General features: G+C 35.7%; 23 protein-coding genes. 9 read left to right on the top strand and 14 right to left on the bottom strand.

Annotation, left to right across the window (positions count from 1 at the left end):
• Window positions 1-14: 14 nt before the first annotated feature.
• Genes K332_RS0101300 through K332_RS0101290 form a run of 3 tightly spaced genes read right to left on the bottom strand, consistent with a single transcriptional unit; the run spans window position 15 to window position 1,684 of the window.
• Complete coding sequence (locus K332_RS0101300) at window positions 15-602, bottom strand: GNAT family N-acetyltransferase (RefSeq protein ID WP_026905801.1); 588 nt, start codon at window positions 600-602, stop codon at window positions 15-17.
• On the bottom strand, window positions 592-1,116 hold the full coding sequence (locus tag K332_RS0101295) for a DNA topology modulation protein (protein WP_026905800.1): 525 nt from the start codon (window positions 1,114-1,116) through the stop codon (window positions 592-594). The genes K332_RS0101300 and K332_RS0101295 overlap by 11 nt, the downstream gene beginning before the upstream one ends.
• Before the next feature lie 13 nt (window positions 1,117-1,129).
• The gene (locus K332_RS0101290; protein ID WP_026905799.1) at window positions 1,130-1,684 is read right to left on the bottom strand and encodes a histidine phosphatase family protein; all 555 of its coding nucleotides are present in this window, start codon (window positions 1,682-1,684) and stop codon (window positions 1,130-1,132) included.
• 873 nt (window positions 1,685-2,557) lie between these two features.
• Here K332_RS0101290 and K332_RS0101285 point away from each other — a divergent pair.
• Window positions 2,558-3,283: a Crp/Fnr family transcriptional regulator gene (locus K332_RS0101285; RefSeq protein WP_084287611.1), complete on the top strand. Its 726-nt coding sequence runs from the start codon at window positions 2,558-2,560 to the stop codon at window positions 3,281-3,283.
• 205 nt (window positions 3,284-3,488) lie between these two features.
• Here the strand turns inward: K332_RS0101285 and tnpA are convergent, their stop codons facing one another.
• Window positions 3,489-3,971: an IS200/IS605 family transposase gene (gene tnpA / locus K332_RS0101280; RefSeq protein WP_026905797.1), complete on the bottom strand. Its 483-nt coding sequence runs from the start codon at window positions 3,969-3,971 to the stop codon at window positions 3,489-3,491.
• Window positions 3,972-4,187: 216 nt separating this feature from the next.
• On the opposite strand from tnpA, the gene istA reads away from it, so the two are divergent.
• The 6 genes from istA to K332_RS0101250 all read left to right on the top strand — a co-directional run bounded on the left by istA (window position 4,188) and on the right by K332_RS0101250 (window position 8,659).
• Window positions 4,188-5,639: an IS21 family transposase gene (istA, locus tag K332_RS0101275; protein WP_026905796.1), complete on the top strand. Its 1,452-nt coding sequence runs from the start codon at window positions 4,188-4,190 to the stop codon at window positions 5,637-5,639.
• Complete coding sequence (gene istB / locus K332_RS0101270; protein WP_026905795.1) at window positions 5,636-6,367, top strand: IS21-like element helper ATPase IstB; 732 nt, start codon at window positions 5,636-5,638, stop codon at window positions 6,365-6,367. Before istA ends, istB begins: the two co-directional genes overlap by 4 nt.
• A 263-nt stretch (window positions 6,368-6,630) precedes the next feature.
• Entirely contained in the window at window positions 6,631-6,873 is a 243-nt protein-coding gene (locus tag K332_RS0101265; RefSeq protein ID WP_026905794.1) for a DUF2249 domain-containing protein, read from the top strand.
• Entirely contained in the window at window positions 6,873-7,091 is a 219-nt protein-coding gene (locus tag K332_RS0101260; RefSeq protein WP_026905793.1) for a DUF2249 domain-containing protein, read from the top strand. Before K332_RS0101265 ends, K332_RS0101260 begins: the two co-directional genes overlap by 1 nt.
• Window position 7,092: 1 nt before the next feature.
• On the top strand, window positions 7,093-8,340 hold the full coding sequence (locus K332_RS0101255) for a hypothetical protein (protein WP_026905792.1): 1,248 nt from the start codon (window positions 7,093-7,095) through the stop codon (window positions 8,338-8,340).
• 16 nt (window positions 8,341-8,356) lie between these two features.
• Window positions 8,357-8,659, top strand: coding sequence for a metal-sulfur cluster assembly factor (locus K332_RS0101250; RefSeq protein WP_026905791.1), 303 nt, complete (start codon window positions 8,357-8,359; stop codon window positions 8,657-8,659).
• A gap of 149 nt (window positions 8,660-8,808) precedes the next feature.
• Here the strand turns inward: K332_RS0101250 and K332_RS0101245 are convergent, their stop codons facing one another.
• The 8 genes from K332_RS0101245 to K332_RS0101205 all read right to left on the bottom strand — a co-directional run bounded on the left by K332_RS0101245 (window position 8,809) and on the right by K332_RS0101205 (window position 15,260).
• Window positions 8,809-9,369, bottom strand: coding sequence for a hypothetical protein (locus K332_RS0101245; RefSeq protein WP_026905790.1), 561 nt, complete (start codon window positions 9,367-9,369; stop codon window positions 8,809-8,811).
• Window position 9,370: 1 nt separating this feature from the next.
• Complete coding sequence (locus tag K332_RS0101240; RefSeq protein WP_026905789.1) at window positions 9,371-10,003, bottom strand: SCO family protein; 633 nt, start codon at window positions 10,001-10,003, stop codon at window positions 9,371-9,373.
• Window positions 10,004-10,083: 80 nt separating this feature from the next.
• Window positions 10,084-11,757, bottom strand: a complete 1,674-nt coding sequence (locus tag K332_RS0101235; protein WP_026905788.1) for a cbb3-type cytochrome c oxidase subunit I — start codon at window positions 11,755-11,757, stop codon at window positions 10,084-10,086.
• A gap of 18 nt (window positions 11,758-11,775) precedes the next feature.
• Complete coding sequence (locus K332_RS0101230) at window positions 11,776-12,243, bottom strand: cytochrome c oxidase subunit II (protein WP_026905787.1); 468 nt, start codon at window positions 12,241-12,243, stop codon at window positions 11,776-11,778.
• Between the two features lie 16 nt (window positions 12,244-12,259).
• Window positions 12,260-12,415, bottom strand: coding sequence for a hypothetical protein (locus tag K332_RS23860; protein WP_156914126.1), 156 nt, complete (start codon window positions 12,413-12,415; stop codon window positions 12,260-12,262).
• 408 nt (window positions 12,416-12,823) lie between these two features.
• The gene (locus tag K332_RS0101220) at window positions 12,824-13,843 is read right to left on the bottom strand and encodes a multicopper oxidase domain-containing protein (RefSeq protein ID WP_036687939.1); all 1,020 of its coding nucleotides are present in this window, start codon (window positions 13,841-13,843) and stop codon (window positions 12,824-12,826) included.
• 614 nt (window positions 13,844-14,457) lie between these two features.
• Window positions 14,458-14,856, bottom strand: coding sequence for a cupredoxin domain-containing protein (locus tag K332_RS0101210; RefSeq protein ID WP_026905784.1), 399 nt, complete (start codon window positions 14,854-14,856; stop codon window positions 14,458-14,460).
• Window positions 14,857-15,020: 164 nt separating this feature from the next.
• The gene (locus tag K332_RS0101205; protein ID WP_026905783.1) at window positions 15,021-15,260 is read right to left on the bottom strand and encodes a DUF2249 domain-containing protein; all 240 of its coding nucleotides are present in this window, start codon (window positions 15,258-15,260) and stop codon (window positions 15,021-15,023) included.
• 154 nt (window positions 15,261-15,414) lie between these two features.
• On the opposite strand from K332_RS0101205, the gene K332_RS0101200 reads away from it, so the two are divergent.
• Entirely contained in the window at window positions 15,415-16,104 is a 690-nt protein-coding gene (locus tag K332_RS0101200; RefSeq protein WP_026905782.1) for a Crp/Fnr family transcriptional regulator, read from the top strand.
• A gap of 378 nt (window positions 16,105-16,482) precedes the next feature.
• Here K332_RS0101200 and K332_RS0101195 read toward each other — a convergent pair whose 3' ends face one another.
• A complete protein-coding gene (locus K332_RS0101195; RefSeq protein ID WP_026905781.1) occupies window positions 16,483-17,616 on the bottom strand; it encodes a TIGR04053 family radical SAM/SPASM domain-containing protein in 1,134 nt (377 codons plus the stop codon).
• 210 nt (window positions 17,617-17,826) lie between these two features.
• On the opposite strand from K332_RS0101195, the gene K332_RS0101190 reads away from it, so the two are divergent.
• Window positions 17,827-19,308 (top strand): multicopper oxidase family protein, encoded by a 1,482-nt coding sequence (locus tag K332_RS0101190; RefSeq protein WP_026905780.1) that lies wholly within the window; start codon window positions 17,827-17,829, stop codon window positions 19,306-19,308.
• 115 nt (window positions 19,309-19,423) lie between these two features.
• On the opposite strand, the gene K332_RS0101185 is transcribed toward K332_RS0101190, so the two are convergent.
• Window positions 19,424-20,254: an SDR family oxidoreductase gene (locus K332_RS0101185; protein ID WP_036687795.1), complete on the bottom strand. Its 831-nt coding sequence runs from the start codon at window positions 20,252-20,254 to the stop codon at window positions 19,424-19,426.

Below are 20,254 nucleotides of genomic sequence, written 5' to 3'. Positions count from 1 at the left end.
AGTTTATTATTCAATTAGATTAATGACTTCTCGAAACAAATACATTCATGTACACGTTTAAAGCTTTGCTTCATTTCATCTTTGTCCTCACCAACATAATGTGCAAATGTTTGGAGTGGAAATAGCATTGGGTATTCGCTTTTGATATAACCAGCCAATTCCTTGTTACCTTCTATATAAACATGAAGATAGGAATCCACCATTTGAAAACCGCTTCTTTCATACCATGTATTAACCCATTTATCGTCTCTCGTCCATGCTTCCAAACGATTCAATTTTTTATCTATAGCAATTTCTTCTGCTTTTTTTAATAGCTGTGATGCAATTCCATTACGACGATAATCCGGATGAACGGCAATATGCCAAATCATCCCTCCCAGTCCAGTTCCTCTTGAACACACAACTCCATCAGTTACTTCATACTCAATATCCAGTAACCCTACAATCTCTTCATTTTCCACAGCAACTAACTCAATCGAAGGATTTTCATAATGTTCTTTTTCCTGTAGGACATTATCAAAATAAGCAGTATCTAAAAATGCAAGCACCCTGCAACGTAGCCAACCTTGTTCATCTGTAGGTTGGTATTGTCTAATTTCCATCTATACTTTCCTCCAATTGGACTAAAAACTTCTCCACTTCCTTCGGTGAAGATAGTATAATAATTTCCTTCTCTTCTTTTTCTTTTTCCAACCTTTTAAGTATTTCTGGCTTTTTGTCCTTAGGATAATTCCACACCCATTTGACAAATTCTTTATCGAGTCGCTCTTCACACCCCTGGGCCATATCAGGTCGAGTTTTATTTCGATATATTATACGCCTCTTTATGATTCGAATGAGACAAATAATTCTTGAGATATTTAAGAAAATAATGGTATCTGCATTGTTCAACCTAATATCCATTGTGCCACCATAGTTGCCATCAAAAATCCACTCATTTTGTTTAACTAGTTTTTGTTGCACTTTTCTTTGTTCTTCTTTACTTGTGCCAACCCATCCTGGTTTCCAAAATAATGCATCAAGATGATACACATCAATGTTAAGAATAGACCCTAACCTCTTGGCCATAGTTGATTTTCCAGAACCACCAGATCCAATAACTGTTATTCGCTTCAAACCATCCCCTCCACTATTCCCAAATTCTTTTTACATCTATTAATCTATCTTCATCAAAAGAAAGCATAAAAATATCTGGCATTTCTAGAGTCTGCCAAAACACGAATCCATAAGAAGGATCAAAGTAATTCATCATTAATACCATAATATTTCCATGGGTTCCAATTACTATATTCTTTCCTTCATGTTGTTTGAGGACCTTTAATAAGGATTTCATACCTCTTTCCTGTGCCATGTGATTGGATTCTCCGCCTTTATAATGGAAATCATAATCCTGCCACACTTTCCCCATTGCTTGCGTAAAATCATCAACAGGACCCTCAGCAAGTCTACGTTCTTTAAAGCCATCCTCCAGAATAATACTTGCCCCAATATTCTCCGCAACTCCAAGGACAGTTTGAACTGCTCGTTTGTACGGACTAGCATAAACAACATCAATATATTTATTTTGAAGTAACTCAGCTACTCTAATAGCATCTTTCATCCCTTTTTTAGAAAGTGGTCTACCTAATTCATCTGGAGTATAGGTTGAATGTGCATGTCTGACAAAGTATATATTGGTTTGCATTTAATCACCCTGATTCTATTAGGTAATTTTCAAGTAAATTATTGTTATTTACACAATTTGTATAAAGTATGCGGTAAAGAAACTAATAATTTTTGGTTGAGCATCGTACCCGCTCCGGAAATACACTCCGCATTCCATGGGCGGCTGGTGAGCCTCCTCGCGCTTACGCACTGCGGGGTCTCACCAATGCCTATCCTCCCATAGGACAAGGAAAGCTTCTTAGTGAAACATCGCACGCAGAAAAAGTGCTTTTCTTTTTCAAGGAGTCTCCGGTATTTCCGGAGCTGATATAGCTCTAATTTGATTAAAAGTGATTTTAAATGAAAATATGTGATAAAACAATTTTTAATTTGAAAGCCAATACTAGCGTAGGCAGAATACGGAGACTCCTCGAAAATAAAAACCGATTTTCTTCGTGCGATGTCTTGCTACCGAAGCCTTCCTTGGGACTGCGATTACTCGCCCCACCGAAAATATTTGTCCTACGGGAATAGCACGTGTCCGAAGACCCCGCAGCGGTGCTCTTTCCGAGAAGAGGCTGAGGCCGTGGAAAGCGGAGTATTCTGCCGGAGCGGTAGCATAGCACTTTACCCACTCTCTTCTAATTAGAGTGAGGAAAGTTGATATTAGTTACCGCACAGTTTCCATCAACAGAGAATGGTAAAAACAACAAAAATATGAAAACGACCTTCTTTTATTACCTAAAATAAATATTAGCATAATTCCGAATTCATACAAGAATAATTTGGTAATAAATTATTAATTCAAGTGTGTAAAGTTTCACAATATCGTAACGAGTCATATGATAGTTATCACTTGTTCAATGGTAAACTAAAGGTAGAGTTTATCACCCTTGTTAAAGGAGATGTTGTTATGCTAGCCGGTTTAATGTTAGGATCTAGAAACAATACAAACTTACCTATTTCACATGAATTAAGAGATTTATTAAATTCTATCAGCACAACTAGAAAGATTTATAAAGGAGCCTATCTATTCCATGAGGGTTTAGAGGCAAACGAAATATATATCGTAAAGTCAGGGCTTGTTCAAGTGTCTAAGTTAACTGCTGATGGTAAGGAATTAATATTAAGAATATGTAATCATGATGACATCGTTGGCGAATTGTCGCTATTTAGCGATAACGCTGTGTATTTATTAAGTGGGAAGGTACTTATATCTGGTGAAGTACTCGTCGTCAACAAAGAGCAACTTGAAGAAGTGTTAGTATCTAATGGCAATCTTACATTTGAGTATATGAAATGGACCAGTACACAGCTGCGAAAGTTTCAATCTAAAATAAGAGACCTATTATTAAATGGAAAAAAAGGTGCACTATACTCCACCTTAATCCGTTTAGCAAATAGTTATGGCCTTGAAGGTGATACCGGTACATTAATTAACGTAACTCTTACAAATCAGGAGTTAGCAAACTTCTGTGCAGCATCAAGAGAAAGTGTAAACCGAATGCTTGTTGAACTACGAAGATTAAATGTAATTTCAATTGAAAAATCCGGAAAAATCTTCATTAAAGACCTTGAATACCTAAAAGACGAAATTGGATGTGAAAATTGCCCACTTGAGATATGTAATATAAACTAAACGAGCCCGTATTGAGGTTCCTGTATTGAGGTGCCTGTCACTTCCCGAATTTTAACAAAAAATGTCGAATAAAAACCACCCGTGTGAACGGGTGGTTTTCTCTGCGGCTGAAAGCCTTTGTTACTGACCAGACCCTAAAGGGCTACTGAATGGTTCGCCATTTGTACTACTTCTACTGGCCAGACCTCAAAGGCCTTCCACACTCCTATCTTCGTTTCTTTTTCTTCACCTCTTCTCCTGTAAAGGGATCAATATATTCCATCATCGTTAACTGTTCTGCGACTATATCATCTTGAATTTGATTTCGAATATAGGCTTCAATTACTTTCTTATTTCTGCCAACTGTATCTACATAATATCCTGTACACCAAAATTTTCTATTCCCATACTTATATTTTAAGTTTGCATGTCGATCAAATATCATTAAGCTACTTTTCCCTTTTAAATATCCTACAAAAGCTGACACACTTAATTTAGGCGGGATACTTACTAGCATATGTATATGATCCTTACAAGCTGTTGCCTCAATTATTTCAACGCCTTTTCTCTCACAAAGAATTCTTAGGATTTCTCCTATATCTTTTTTTATTTTCCCATAAATAATCTGTCTTCTATACTTTGGTGCAAATACGATGTGATACTTACAATTCCATCTTGTATGTGCTAAACTGTTAGTGTCTTTTGACATGAAAACTCCTCCAAATGCTCATATATTGGTTGGCGAACCAAATATATTTTAGCACCTTGGAAGAGTTTTTGTGTATGGCAAAATAAAAGTGCAGAGTTATGAAAGGTAAAAGTACATAACATTGCACTTTTATTTTTATAAAAAAAAGACTTGCCAGCCCTCCAATCTTTCTCTACTGTTAATGTGTCTAAGCAAAAGCAGTGGAGGTTGAAAGGAATGCTAGCAATGTCTGAAGTTAATTGTATCAAAACTTTACGAAATAGAAAATCACTATCAATAAATGAAATATCTAAAACGTTGGGTATCAACTGGAGAACCGCTAAGAAGTATGCAGATGAAGATCATGTTCCCGAAGAAAAGATTAAAAAGAAAAGTGGAATGATGTATGAAGAAAAATGGGGGGAGATAGTTTCTGACTGGCTTATAGAAGATGAAAAGCTAAAAAGAAAACTTAGAAGAACTAATAAAGGGATTTTTAATGACCTTGGAGAAATGGGATTCACTGGGTCTTATCGAACCCTGTGTTATTTCATCGCGGATTGGCGTAATGGTAAAGATCGCATAGAGGAAGAGAGGGATAAGAATTCGGAACGCTTAGACCATCCGCCCGCTGAAGCACAAGTTGATTTTGGACTTACTGAGGCAGTGAAGGATGGGAAGTTTATTGATATTCATTGTCTTCTTATGACACTTCCATATAGTAATACAGCCTACTGTATGCCGTTACCAGGTGAAAATCAAGAATGCTTTTTATATGGACTTAAAGCGATGTTTAATCAACTGGGTGGAATACCTAAGAAAATTCGGATTGATAATTTAAAGGCAGCTGTTATTCGTCCAAGGGGGCGAGATCAAGAGGCAACGTTTACAAATGAGTTCCTTCAATTTGCAAGTCATTATGGTTTTGAACCACAGGCATGTAACCCACGTAGTGGTCACGAGAAAGGAAATGTTGAAAATAAAGTGGGTTATATTCGGTACAACTTTGTAACACCTGCACCTGTAATAAATGATCTCGAACATTTGACTGAAATACTTGAGGAACATTTAACAAAGGACCGTGAGCGTATTCATTACGAAAAACATGTTTCTATTCAGGAATTATTAGAGGAGGAACATCAGTATCTTTTAGCCTTACCCGATGAAGATTATCCTATTTTCAAAGAAGAGACAGCGCAATCAAACAAGTATGGAGAAATAGTAATTGATAATACAAAGATACATATACCAAAGGGATATAATTATGGTCAATTACACGTTGTAAAGTACTGGGATCAATTTAAAGTAATTTCTCCTTACGGTGAAATCTTACATACAGATTATCGTCCTTACATGAATAAAGGTCGCAAAATACCTTGGGAATCAATTTTAAAAACTTGGTTATATAAGCCGCGGGTTGTAACTTATTCACGTTATTCCCCATATCTACCGGGTCGAATCTATGAATATATTAATATTGATAATTTGACGATAAGAAAAGAACGATTGAAATGGTTAATTAGTTTACTAGCTAATCATGAAATGGGAGAAATAAATGATCAATTTTATGAGTTAATGAATAAACAAACAGAAGAAATAAACGAATCCTATTCTCATCCTTATGATGTAGATTGGGCAAAGTATGATGCGCTCCAATCCCCTTCTTGTGAAGGAAGTGGTGTGCTGTGAATACCGATTTAAAAAGGATATGTAAAACACTTCGGCTTGCCTATGTAGCTGATATATTTAATACGATTCCTTATGAGGACCAAAGCCAATATCTAGAAAGTCTATTTAAAATGGAACTCCAGTTACGAGAGGAAGCAAAGGCTGAACGTTTAATCAAAAAAGCCCGTTTTCTAAACAAAAAGACATTAGATTCATTTCAATGGAGTGAACAAGTTCGTTTCCCTCCACATATAGACGCAAAAGAACTATGTGAATTACATTTTATAAATCAACATGAGAATGTCATTTTAACAGGATCTCCCGGCACTGGGAAGACACTTTTGGCTACAGGGTTAGGTCGTAAGGCCTGCCAAAACGGGTATGAAGTCCGTTTCTATCGTGTATCAGATTTAGTTGATTCATTAGAAAAAGCATGGAAAGAAGGTAAGCTTCAACAATTTCGAAATAAATTCAAAAAAGTAGATCTCATTATTCTTGATGAGATGGGGTATATCCCATTCAGCAAAGAAGGGGCTGAGTTATTATTTCAGTTGATTTCCGACTGGTATGAACAGAAAAGTTTAATCATCACATCGAATCTGGAATTTAGCCAATGGAATCGAATCTTTGTCGATTCCAGGCTAACAGCTGCATTAGTTGATAGAGTCATTCATCACGCACATATTTTAAGTTTTACTGGAGATAGTTACAGAGTTACACATGCATTATCACGACAAAATAACCACTAAAATGAGGGCTGGCAAGCTTCTGTATTTTTCTTTGCATTATTATGTACTTTTTACTTGCAAAACACAGTTTTTTTAATACCATGCTAGAAGCTTTTTAGAACCCCAGGCATAGCCCGGGGTTTTCGTTTTTTAATAATAAATGTCTACCATCTTATGGTAGACATTTTTTTGCCATATAAATCCACTTTACTGTGATATACGTCACATCTGGGCTAATTGAAAATCATTATCATAGAAGTAAATATAGATAATGAGGTGATAGTATGGATCATCAAGATTATATTGAGGTAGATGTACGGGAGGATCTTCGTTTAAAGAAAGAACCCTTCGATAAAATAATGAGTGCAGTTAAACAGCTTCAGGACGGTCAGGCATTTATTTTACATGCTCCTTTCAATCCTGTTCCTTTACACAAAGTGTTGGGTCGTAAAGGCTTTGAATATGAAGCAGAAAAAATTGAAAAAAAGCATTGGAAAGTTATTTATACAAAAAAGGAGGTTATCTAATGAAAATCCTTGATAATAGAGGATTGGAACCACCTCAACCAATGATGAGAACACTAAAAAACCTTGATAAAATGAATCCCGGAGAAAAGTTAGCAATCATCAATGATCGTCGCCCAATGTTTTTATACGAAGAATTAGACGACCGAGGCTATCTACATGAAACAGAACCGCAGGATGATGGTAGCTATAAGATTACAATAACAAAGACTGGTGATTAATATGATATCCAATCCTAGTCCAAAGTCCGCAACAAATATCAAGCTACCGATTTCATTCATAGTATACGCATTATTCGCTTTTTCCTGCTCTCAAATCATTTTATTTATGAACAGTAGTGACATGTTAATAGGACAATTTAGATTACCAGATATTTGGATGGGAGCTCACTTTCTTCTACTTGGTTTTGCCGTAATGGTGGCAATGGGAGCAATGTACCAACTTGTCCCCGTTGCCTTCTTAACTCCTATTTGGAATGAAAGATTTGGCTTTATCCAATTTGGAATAACGGCATTAGGAGTTGGATTTTTTTCAACTCTACTAAGTTTTAAACCAAGTGTTGCTATTTATGGTGGCATGCTTGCTGTTATTGGAGTTGTCATGTTTATTATTCAAATGGTAATAACAATCCTATCGCAACAGAAAAAGTCTCTCATGACAATCACAGTATTAGTTGCCATTATTAGCCTTTTTTTAACAATTGTAGCTGGACTTTTATTAGCTTGGAATATTGCTTATGGTGGAATTATCAATCACACTTCTATTCTTTATTCCCATATTGCATTAGGAATAGCAGGATGGTTTACATTATTAATCTTTGGCTTTTCTTATAAATTAGTTCCGATGTTTAGTTTATCACATGGTTTTTCCATGAAGTGGGCAAAACCCATGGTTATTACCTATATAACTGGTCTTATAATGCTGCTCCTATCATTCTGGATACAAGTAACCTTCTTACCAACTATAGGATGGTTTTTATTATGCTTAGGATTTACATTCTTTGTTTTAGATGTTAAAGAAATTATCAAAAAAAGAATGAAGAAAAAACTAGACAAACCGTTCATATTTTCCTTGTTCGCAATTGGTAACGGGCTCGTTATCCATTTCATCGCACTTGTCGGAAGTCTTTACCATATTAAAAGCTCCATATTTTGGGGATGGTTAATATTCCTATATATCTTTAGTTGGGTAATATTTAGTATCCTTGGATATTTATATAAAATTGTTCCATTTTTGTGGTGGACTCATAAGTACGCGGACCGGATTGGGAAAGAAAAGGTACCAACATTAAAAGAAATGATCCATGAAAAGGCTAGCATTAATATCCTAACACTCTTTATTATTGGAATTGTTGGTCTAGTATTATTTGTTATCTTGCAAGTAGGGATTGGCGTATTTGTCTTCCAAGGGATATTAGCTGTTGCTTCAATACTTTACGCTATTTCAATCATTCGAGTGTTATTTATCTAATGGAGGGGAAGTAAAAATGGATTTAGAAAATGAAATACAAACAGCCTTGTACGACGTTATCGACCCTGAATTAGGAATTAATATTGTTGATTTGGGTCTAGTTTACGGTATTAGTTTAGATGAAGAAAATAATGCCCTAATTGCTATGACTTTAACAACTCCTGGTTGTCCAATGCATGATAGTATTACGAAAGGTGTAGAACATCGTTTGAAGTCCATAGAAGGATTGGGAGTAATAAAAGTTAATCTCGTCTGGGAACCTGCTTGGACCCCAGAAAATATGAGTGAAAAAGCAATGCAAATACTATGGGGCAATTAGTAAATCAAATGGTCAAAAAGTGTTGTTTACAAACACTTTTTGGCTTTTTTTGTTTGGTAAAAAAGATCATACAAGGCTAATAACACAAAAAAACACCTGCTTAAAATAACAGCAAGTGTCACCTCTAGAATTTGAATCCTATCTACTATCTACTCGTACTCCTCCTCATCAATAAACAAAGACTGTACATAATAAATCATGATTCCAATTGCAGTAAATAATGATGTCCACCCTAGAGCCTTTTGTTCTGCTACAAGATAGTTATTACATAATTGAGCAGGAGAAGCAATGTACAGCAATGCCACGGCGCCATAGATAATAGAAATACAAATCAAGGTTACATTCTGTCCTTTTTTAGATAGTTTTTTCCAGCTATCCCGTAATGGAACGCCAGCTAAAAATGGTAAGCTTATAAACTTAAATATTTCTACTAGTACATTTGAAATGGCATCATCCATTGCCCTTGGAATCATCATCCAATATAAAAGGATAATGAAAAACAATACTATTCCTGGAACGCCATTGTCATTCCATTTTGCAAAAAAACTAGGAAACTTTTCCCTCAAATATGGTACAAATAACATACCAATAATAACAAGAAGTGGCATTTGCATATGCATGTGTAAGACCATGATGGACTCAGATATCGAAATAACTGGAGGAAGTATTAGAAAGATATAAAATATTAACCCATATATTGCTTGTTTCATTTTACTCCCCTGCTTTCTTATCTAATGTCGCATTCACCTTAAGTGCCGCTTCATCGGTTTTTGTATAATCCATTATCTCTTCCAATTTACCATCTGGATCAACTAAATAGAATGCAGAGTTATGTGTAAAGTTTCCAGTACCATCCGGAATAACAATAACCCCAAAGGCATCTAGTAAATTTTGTAATTCTTGTTTATCAGGAACTCGAGTCATTCGCCACGTTTCCTCATCTGCATTAAAATAGTGACTATACTTTTGCAAAGCGCTAATATCATCTCTATCTGGATCAAAGCTTATACTAAGGAAAACAATGTCATCGCCAAGGTACTCTTTAGGAATTTGTTGGTATACCTCATTAAGATTCATTTCTAATTGCGGACATACATCTGTACAAGCCGTATAGATAAAAGTAAGCATGACATATTTTCCTTCAAATTCAGAGAATGTATAAGCTCTTTCTTTACTATCTTCCAATGTTACTTCTGGAAAAGTTGGTCTTTCCTTTTCTAGTTGGAGACTTCGTGCTGTTTCTGCTGTATATGCTTGAAATCCATCTGTCCCAATATAAAAGACAATAAAGCCAAAGACCATTATAAGGACAATAGCTATTGTTTGATGCTTATTTTTCCTCATATTAATCTCACATCCTAATGATGATATTAAAAATAGAAAGAGATAGCCTAACAAAGTCAAGACTATCTCCATTTTAAAATTTACCAGGTTCTAATTGGTGGTGATCCTGGAGGTCCATTAAATATCATTTCAGTTAATGGCATTACATACCCCATTGCTAAGATTACAATCAACATTGCAACCACTAGACCCCAGCGTTGGGTCCATTTTGGAGTATTAGCTGTTCCATCAGTCTCAGCAACTGGAAATTCTGTATGACCTTTTGGTGCCTTGAACATTAGATGGAAGCAAATATATGTGATCATAGCTACTGCAATCATTAGTAATGTTCCACCGATTGCTAAGAAGAACAAGTATGGTTCCCACTCAAGTGCTGTTGCGTTATCGCCGTAAGTTGAATAGGAAGTTCTTCTTGGTGAACCAAGTAACCCTACCCAGTGCATAGCACCAGACATGAAGATCATACCCACAGTCCATAAAACTGTTTGGATAACGCCTAATTTATTCAATTTTGGTGTTAGTGTACGACCTGAAATATGTGGAACTAACCAGTATATAATACCAAAGAATGTTAATGCTACGGTTACCCCAACCGTTAAGTGGAAGTGACCGGTTACCCATAATGAGTTATGAACAACTTGGTTTAGATGGTGGTTTGTTTGAGCGATACCACCCGCTCCACCAGGAATGAATGCTGCCATTGCTATGAATGGTGCTAAGAAGCGTACATCACCCCATGGTAATTTCTTCAACCAACCTAGTAAACCTTTACCACCGTTTTTACGTCCAACTTTTTCAAATACTGCAAACATCGCAAATGCTGTCATTAATGAAGGGAATGCGATAGATAAACTCATAAATACGTGAGCAAATTTCCAACCCTCTGTAATAGCTGGGTCAATAATTTGGTGGTGGAATCCACCTGGGATGTTTAAGACAACCATTAAGATTACAACTAATCTAGTTAAGGAATCACTAAATCCTTTACCACCGATAAGTTTTGGAACGGCAACATACCAAGCTGATACTGCTGTGAAATACCATACGTTAACTAATGTATGACCAAATCCCCAGAACAGTGTTCTTGATACCATAACATTAACTGTTTCGGTCCATCCGAAGGCCCACGGAATAAGTGTTAATACTTCAACTGTTACTAAAATACTTGCACTAAATACTAGAAGGAATGCACCCACTGCAAAATATGCTAGTAATGGAAGATGCTGTCCTTTGTTTTTCTTCTTCCAATCTCTTGCATTAATAAATACCCCAAATGCTGATAACCAAATTGCTACTACTAGAAATACTAATCCAATGTAGAACCAAGGTGAAGCTTGCATTGGTGGGTAGAATGTGTACATTACAGATGCATCACCTGCAATGATTGTTACTGCAACTAATACTGTACCTAATAATGCGGATGCAAGTGCGATCCAACCTAATTTCCTTGTAATTGGTATTAATCCACCAAGTACATGGGAAATTCCTGCATAAAAGTATCCAACCATAAATAATGTTGTAAATACTAATAACATTAAGATACCGTGTGCTGTAAGTGTTTGATAATAATCAAACCAACTTGGTAGATTGAATAAACCAGCACGGTTTAAACCTTGTGCTAGACCTAAAACTCCTCCGATAAATAATACAATAAATGCTAGAGACAAGTAGGTTTTTGTTAGTTTAGCATCTTGCGGATTAACACCTAATGCTTTATTTACCTTTTCTCCTAAATTCTTTTCTGAAAGCGCCATGTAAATCTTCCTCCTTTCCTATTTAACAGTAATCGTTGTTCCCATTAATTGGTGTCCAATACCACAATATTCGTTACATAATACTAGGAATTCTCCTGGCTCATCAAATGTTTGTTTAATTCGTTGAATATATCCAGGCATTACCATAGCATTTAAGTTTGTTCCTGCAACTTGGAAACCATGAATAACATCTTTTGATGTCATAATAAATTCAACTTCAGCTCCAGCAGGGATTTCAATATTATTTGGTGTAAATTGGAATGCTTGTAAGGTCATAACAACTTGATACTTGTTTTCTCCTACTTCATAAACACCAGGTTCACTAAATAATTCATGTTCATCTACTTTTTCTGGATCAAGTGTTTCCATACCACTTGGTGGCCCCATTTGTTTAGCAAAACCTTGATATCCAGTAATAACCATTGATAGAACAAGAATAGCAACACCTATTACTAGAAAAATTTCTTCAGCGCGATGAAATTTCATTTTCATTACCTCCTTTTTATACTCGGGTCATATATAGAACCAATAGTAATGCAATAACTAATACAATTCCCCCACCTACAAAAATTAGGGAAGAAGCAAGTGCTCCTCTATAAGAATGATCTTCGTGGTTATTATCATTTTGATTTGTTAAAACCTCTTTATTAACTGCCACCTGAATCCCTCCTTTTATCTTCATCTATATTGTATTTTTAGTTGGGTCGTTTCAAAGTGAAATATGTCACACCCTCAGTGTGATTTTTGTCTCATTTCGATTGGAAAATGACAAGATTGTGAACAGGGTTACATATACGAGTAGTGGCCTTAGTTTATGGGTAGAATTAGGAAATTAGTGTTTCTCTATCTGGGAAGTAAATAGGTTGATTACTTGGATTTTGACCGAGTCAATACCCGTAGGCCCCTATAGTCGGTGCTTGCGAGAGTAATTTTAAGAACTTTGTGACCTCACAGCAAGAGCTTGTGAACAATTACACTATCGATTTACCACATCAAATTACCACCATACAAAAAAGCACTAGGCCCCAATTAATCTCAAGGGGTCTAGTGCTTATTAGGACTATTATTATTCAGTTACAATGATTTTACCTGCTGCGCCTTTTTCAACGTGTTCAAATTGATGTGTAACAAATTTGTATTCCCCAGGTTCTTGTACAACGAACTCTACTACCGCTCCACCACTAGCTGGTAAACCTACTGTTTGCATTCCTTTTAAGTGGTTTGCTGGATGACCATCGATGTAGACATCTTCCATGATTGTACCAATTACATGGAAGCTACTTAATTCGTTTGGTCCAACATTGTTTATATAGAAACGGATTCTATCCCCTACTTTTGCTTCAAGCGGTGTATCGATTAATGCTCCAACGGTACCATTGGTATTAATTTGTCCCTCTTCCAGAGCTTTTGCAGAGAATACAACTTGGTTAGGTTCCCCTTCTATCATGTCTTCCATATTGTTGTAGTCGTACCACTCATTTTGTACAATTACAAATTCTTTATCAACTAAATCATCTGTTGGATAGCCATCCGCTGGTTTAACGATGATTACTCCATGCATACCATTTGCAATGTGTGCTATAACTGGAGCTGTACCACAATGATACATAAATACCCCCGGACTGTTAGCTTTATATGCGAAGGTACCTTCTTCATTTGGCATTACATCAGCAAAGCCTACGTTAGGTGCAGTATGCACAGCATGGAAGTCCATACTATGTGGTACTGCTGGATCCATATTGTCTAATGTAAAGTGAATGGTGTCACCTTCATTAACAACAACTACTGGACCTGGAGCTTCACCATTAAATGTCCATGCTTTATACAATGTGTCTTTATCCAGTTGTATATCTGTAATCTGTGCAGTCATTTTCACAAAAACATCCGTTCCATCACGTTCCATCTCTAGGGGAACAGGCTCCTGATTTACTCCTTCATGAGGCGCAAATACTTGTGTGCTAACTTCCACGACATTCTTATCTGCAGCATCCTTTAGTTCAGTATTCTCTGGTTGTTCACCACAAGCAGATAATAATAATACAGGAATACTTAACCCTACAAGCAAACCAAATTTTATTTTTTTCATAATGCTCACCTCAGAGTTTTTTAATAGATAAGATAAATTAGCATAAAGATAATTTGTGATTTATTGAACATTTAATTAATCATTTATCTTATCTTCACCTTGATTATAAAACCATTCCATCATTATCGTTGTGATTTGAATCACACTTCCTTGTGAAATTATGAACAATTAATGTCGGAGCAATAGTATTGCACAAATACATACTACGGTCGTACTATGTTCCATAATAATTAGCATTACTTTTAAGTAAAAAATAGATCATTTACTTACAGTTTGTTGCTATTGGTATAAACTATTAAGTAACTACATGAGGAATACATTGCTATATATCATTTTGAAGTAGATAATGGGTTGAAATGATGTATAAAAGTGTTCTATACGTTATTTTGAAGCCAGTTAGATGTTTAGAACATAATCATAATCATAAGCAATTTACTTCACACTTTCCATCAACTATTCGTTGGGTTCAAAGCTTAGAAAAACTCGCATTCGTTCTTCCTTTTGCAAATGTGTTAGTTTTTCTTATGTTGGCGGAAAGTTTTTTATACTTTCCTAACTACAAAAAAAGAAACCCCAAGTCCTTTTCGAATCTTGAGGTTCCATTAGTATATTCATTATTGAACTACTAGAGTTGATACCATATCGCCGTGGCCTTCACCGCACATGATGCTACAGATTATTTTATATTCTCCAGGTTCTGTTGGTGTAAAAGTCGCTTCTCCTTCACCATCAATATTTACATCTAATCCTTCGATAGTAATTCCATGCATACCTTCATCATTTTTAAGTGACACTTTAACTTCTTCACCTGATTTTACTGTATACACATCTTTATCAAATTGGAAGTTTGAAGCAACAATATTTACTTCATTGTTTGGATCTGGAGTGCTTGAATCTGCGCTTTGTTCTGTGTCAGATGATGTATCCGAATCCTTAGACTCTGCGTCATCCCCACCACATGCTGCTAAAACTAAAATTAATGAAAATAGTAATGCTAAAAGTAATTTTTTCATAATAAATTTTCCTCCTAAATGCAATTTTTTTTACATCTTCATCATAAAGTCTTCCTGTGCACTTGAATGTGATATAAATCACATTCAAGTTAAAAATTAGCCATTTTTCACCATCTTGTCACAAAAATTCCATAATTATAAGCTAATGATTCTACCCTCATCACCTATTTTTTACCGATTGCAACTCTCCAAAGGGTTGGTCCATCTTCTAAATATTCCCAAGTAAACTGTCCTTCTCTTTCCATCATAAATTGATACTGAAGTGGTTTAGGATCATGATCATTGGTAAGTTCCATAAACTCACCAGAATTCAAGCTTTCAAACACTTCAAAAATTCGCGGGTGACGAATCCTTGGTTCTATATCTGGTGCATGTAATTTTTTTGAAAATTGTATTTCACTCATCTAAAATGCCTCCTTTTTTTGTACATGTCCATCATATGCCCTACAGAAAAACATTTTAGTGAAATACTTCACTCTATACCTGTGATTTTCATCACACCAAAAGTAGGGTATGATGATAATATATAATTGTCAATCTAATAGAAAGGATGATTCTATGTCACCAGATACTATCAGAGAACTATTACAGCGATTTCCTATATTTAAAGATTTAACAAAAGAAGAAATGAACCCCATTGTTAATATCGCAAATACTCGCTTTTTCCCTCAAGGAACTCATATATTTATGCATGGAGATCCATTAACGAACGTCTATTTTATTCAAAAAGGACGAATTAAGATATATCGAACTGATTTACAAGGTAAAGAACAACTTATTAATATGCTTGGAACTAATGAAATGTTTCCACATCAAGGATTTTTTCGAAAAGATAATTATCCTGGTCATGCAGAAGTAATGGAAGATTCTATTCTCATTTATGTCCCTATAAAACTATTCGAAGAGTTGCTATTTACTCATCCTGAAATTAGCGTGAAACTCTTTCGGGTACTAGGAGACAAAATTGTAGAATTACAAAATCGCTTAGAGGAAAAGATGCTACATAGTACATATGAACAGATTGTAATGCTTTTATTAAGACTTGCTAAAGATGGAAAGAAGCATGACGAAACATTTACTCGGTTAAACCTGCAATTAACAAATAGAGAATTAGCAAATATGATTGGCTCAAGCCGTGAAACAGTCAGTAGAACACTAACACAACTAAAAAAGAAAGATTTAGTTAGTGTAAATGATGGCGGATATCTTGTAATAGACATAATGGGCTTACATAAAGAAATATTTTGATTACGAAGAGAATGTGATTAGGAATTGACCTATTACATTCTCTTTAATTTTGGTTGTTTGTCAGTAATATACAATTTCATGGGATACAATCATTAATTATTTTCATAGTTTACCTATTATTTTTTGTATAAAACGTAATTTTTATCTTAGTAAAAAGAATAACTATAACCTAGCATTATAGTGATAAATACGCAAATACATCAAGTAGGTGAATGAATTCAAGTTAAATATCACTCAATACGATAATCAACAAATAAATGATATACTTAGCAATCAAAATAAAAAGACTATTGAACTAATCAACTTATTAAAAGGTTGCAAAAGGAAGTTTCACTCTAAAAGAAACAGCCAAGCATCTCGTTCGCTTGGCTGTCCTTATTACACGGTCTTTTGTTTTCCTTTTTGACGCATTGCTTTAGGAATATAAACACAATATGGTTCACTTTCCATATAATCACCAGTTACATTATAGGCTCTGGAACGTGAACCTCCACATACATGACGGAATTCACAGACCCCACATTTACCTTTATATTTATCTGGGTTTCTTAGATTTTGGAAAATCTCTGATTCCCTATATATTTTAGCCAACGGTGTTACGCGTACATTTCCCGCCTTAATGGGTAATAATCCACTAGGATAAACATCGCCAGTGTGAGAAATAAAGACAAAGCCATTTCCATCATTTACTCCTTTAGGAGCACGACCTAATCCATCAATCTGCCCAGTCTTACCCTGGTTAATTGCATCCTCATAAAAGATATGCTCGGAATCACTCATTCCTTTATTTTCACGCATTTTTTGTTGAATGACTACCCGACGATAATGTTGACCTGCTGTTGTTTTAATATCAAATGGTACCCTCTTGGAAAGCCGGTAAAGCCATCTAAATACTTTTTCATGTTCGGCAGGTGTAATCATATCTGATTCCTTTCCCCGACCAGTTGGTACAAGGAAAAAGACACTCCATAACACACATCCTAATCTTTCAACCATTTCTGCCATTTCATCTAAGTACTCATAATTATACCGTGAAATAACTGTATTTATTTGTAGTGGCATCGCTAATTCATGAAGATATTTGATTCTTTCCATGGTTAAATCAAATGAGCCTGTTGTTCCACGGAAATGGTCATGTACTTCTGCACAGTGCCCATCTATACTAAATGCCCACCTTGCTAGGCCAATGTCCTTTGCCTTTTGCATGGCTTCTTTCGTCACGTTAGGAGTTGCAGAAGGTGTCATTGATACCCGAACACCTTTCTTAATTGCATATTCTGCTATATCAAATACATCTGGACGTTCCAGTGGATCTCCACCAGTGAATACAAGCATTGGATTATCCATTTCATAAATATCATCAATTAACTTTTTACCTTCTTCAAATGTCAGTTCTAGTGGATGACGATGATGCTGTGCCTCTGCCCGGCAATGTAAACAATGTAGTTGGCAGGCTCTCGTCAATTCCCAAATTACAATAAATGGATTTTCATTATAGTCTCGATTAAACAAGTTAATCCCTCCTTGTCACTAATGACAACTTTAAGTTAAAATTATTTTCGTTTTCTCGCTGTGACATTCTTCACACTTTAAATAGATAAGTAGGATGTAAAAGTATATTGTCAAAAAACGTTTAAAAAATAGCCATTAAATTTGCACATTTAACGGTACAATTGAAAATAAGATTACTCTATGCTAGAAAAAAGATTGGAGATTTACGTAATGAAAAAAATTCACTTATATATAATCCTTATTGTAATTGTCCTACTAGCTGCAATTTTCCTTGTTTTAGCTTTTACTTCTGATGATGAGGAAAAATCGAAAAAAACATCTAGTGAGGATTTGTCTGCCTTAGTAGAATCAAAACCCTTACCTATTCCGCCTATTTTGGAAGATTTAGATCCTGATCCTAAGCAAGCCGAATTTCATTTAACCGCACAGAAAGGAACAAGTGAAATCTTAGAGGGTGTAGAATCTACAACACTTGGGTATAACGGAAACATACTAGGACCAGTTATACGAGTACACGAGGGTGAAAAGGTAAAAGTAAAAATGAAAAATGAATTAGACGAAGCAACTACCCTTCACTGGCATGGTTTACGAGTAGATGGTAAAAATGATGGCGGCCCACATTCCGGGATTAAGTCTGGTGAAACTTGGGAGCCTGAGTTTACCATTGACCAACCCGCCGCAACACTATGGTATCATCCCCACATGATGCACATGACTGCAAAGCAGGTCTATGAAGGATTAGCAGGGTTCTTTTATATTGAAGATGAGGTATCTGAACAACTTGATATTCCAAAAGAATATGGCGTCAATGACTTTCCAGTAGTCATCCAGGACCGAAGATTAGATTCTAAAGGTAATATGCAATATGATCCAGGCATGACCGATGTTATGATGGGACTTTATGGAAATGCCTTTCTTGTAAACGGTGTAATTTCACCATATTTAGAAGTACCAAAAGGAATGGTTCGATTGCGTCTATTAAATGGTTCAAACGGTAGAACGTATCATTTTGAATTAAGTAATGGACAAGAATTTTATCAAATAGCTAGTGATGGAGGTTTTCTAGAAAAATCTGTTGAAATGACTTCCATTCGGATGAGTCCTGCGGAACGAGCGGAGATTCTGGTTGACTTTTCTAAGTTAGAAACTGGAGATAGAATTAAACTAATCGATACTGGCTCAGAATTAAGTAAAACTGTTTCAGAAGTTGTAGAAGTGGAATTGATGGAATTTGTTGTAACCGATGAAGAGTCAAAGGTTTTTGAAATACCTGAACAATTAACAGAAATAGAATACATTGATCCAGATAGCGCTGTAGTTACCCGGGATATGGTCATGGCAGGAGTAGGAGCTACTTTAACCATTAATGACAAGTCTATGGATATGTCACGTATCGATGAGGAAGTAAATTTAAATGACACAGAAATCTGGGAAGTCACAAATCAACGAACTGGATTAAATGGTGGCATGCCACATCCATTCCATCTACATGGTGTCCAATTCCAAGTACTAGACCGCGACGGAAACCCACCACCAGCAAATGAAGCCGGCTGGAAAGACACCATCCTAGTACAACCAGGAGAAACCGTTCGAATCATAACAAAATTCACACACACCGGCATATTTATGTACCACTGCCACATCCTTGAACACGAAGACGCAGGCATGATGGGACAATATGAAGTGAAATAAAGTTTATGGTGCCTGTCACTTCCCGATTTTTGTTGCATTTTGTCGAAATGAAATAGCGGCTGAATAAAATAAGTATAAACTAGAAAAAGTTGCAGAGAAACCCTGCGACTTTTTTCTATGATTTATTTAGTCTTTTCAATACTATTCTCTCAATTATAGACCAAGGAACTAATTTCTTAATAAACCATAATGAATTTGCTCCTTTTCCTACTCGATAACGAAACTTCGGCTTTTTCTCATGGCATATTTTTCGTACTAGATTAGCTACTTCAAATGGATTCCCCGCATTTTTAGAAGCCTGCTTGGCAAAGTCAAAAGCATTTCTTTTCAATATTTCCTCTTCCATGATAATTTCTCCTATCTCTAGGCCTTTTTCCCATATTCCTGTTTTAAAAGAAGCTGGTTCAATAAGGGAAACAAAGATATGTTCAGATAGCAATTCCAGTCTCAAACTCTCACTAAATCCCTCAACAGCAAACTTAGACGAGCAGTACGGACCCATGCCAGGAAACCCAAAATATCCGCTAACACTACTAATATTAATGATTTGACCTTTATGTGATTTCTTAAGCAATGGTAATAATGATTTAGTTATTTGGATAACTCCAAATACATTGGTACCATACTGACTCTCCCAATCTTCCATCGTTAAATCCTCTATAAACCCACCTTGTGAGTATCCAGCATTATTAACTAATACATCCAATTGACCGAACCTAGACTGAATCCATCCCTTAATTTCTCCAATCTCTTCTTCTTTAGTAACGTCCATTTGGACAATTTCCAAATTTGCTTCTAACCCCAAATTCTTAACAATACCAACTAACTCATCTTGCTTAGCTGTATTTCTCATCGCTGCAATTACAAGAAACCCTGCCCTAATCAATTCCAACGATATAAGCTTCCCAATTCCCCCATTTGCACCAGTTACTAAAGCAACTCTCAT

Source organism: Paucisalibacillus globulus DSM 18846 (genome assembly GCF_000482485.1).
In the GTDB taxonomy this organism is placed as follows: Bacteria; Bacillota; Bacilli; order Bacillales; family Amphibacillaceae; genus Ornithinibacillus; species Ornithinibacillus globulus.
Note: the sequence above shows the minus strand (reverse complement) of the source record. Positions and strands in the feature narration are given on the sequence as shown.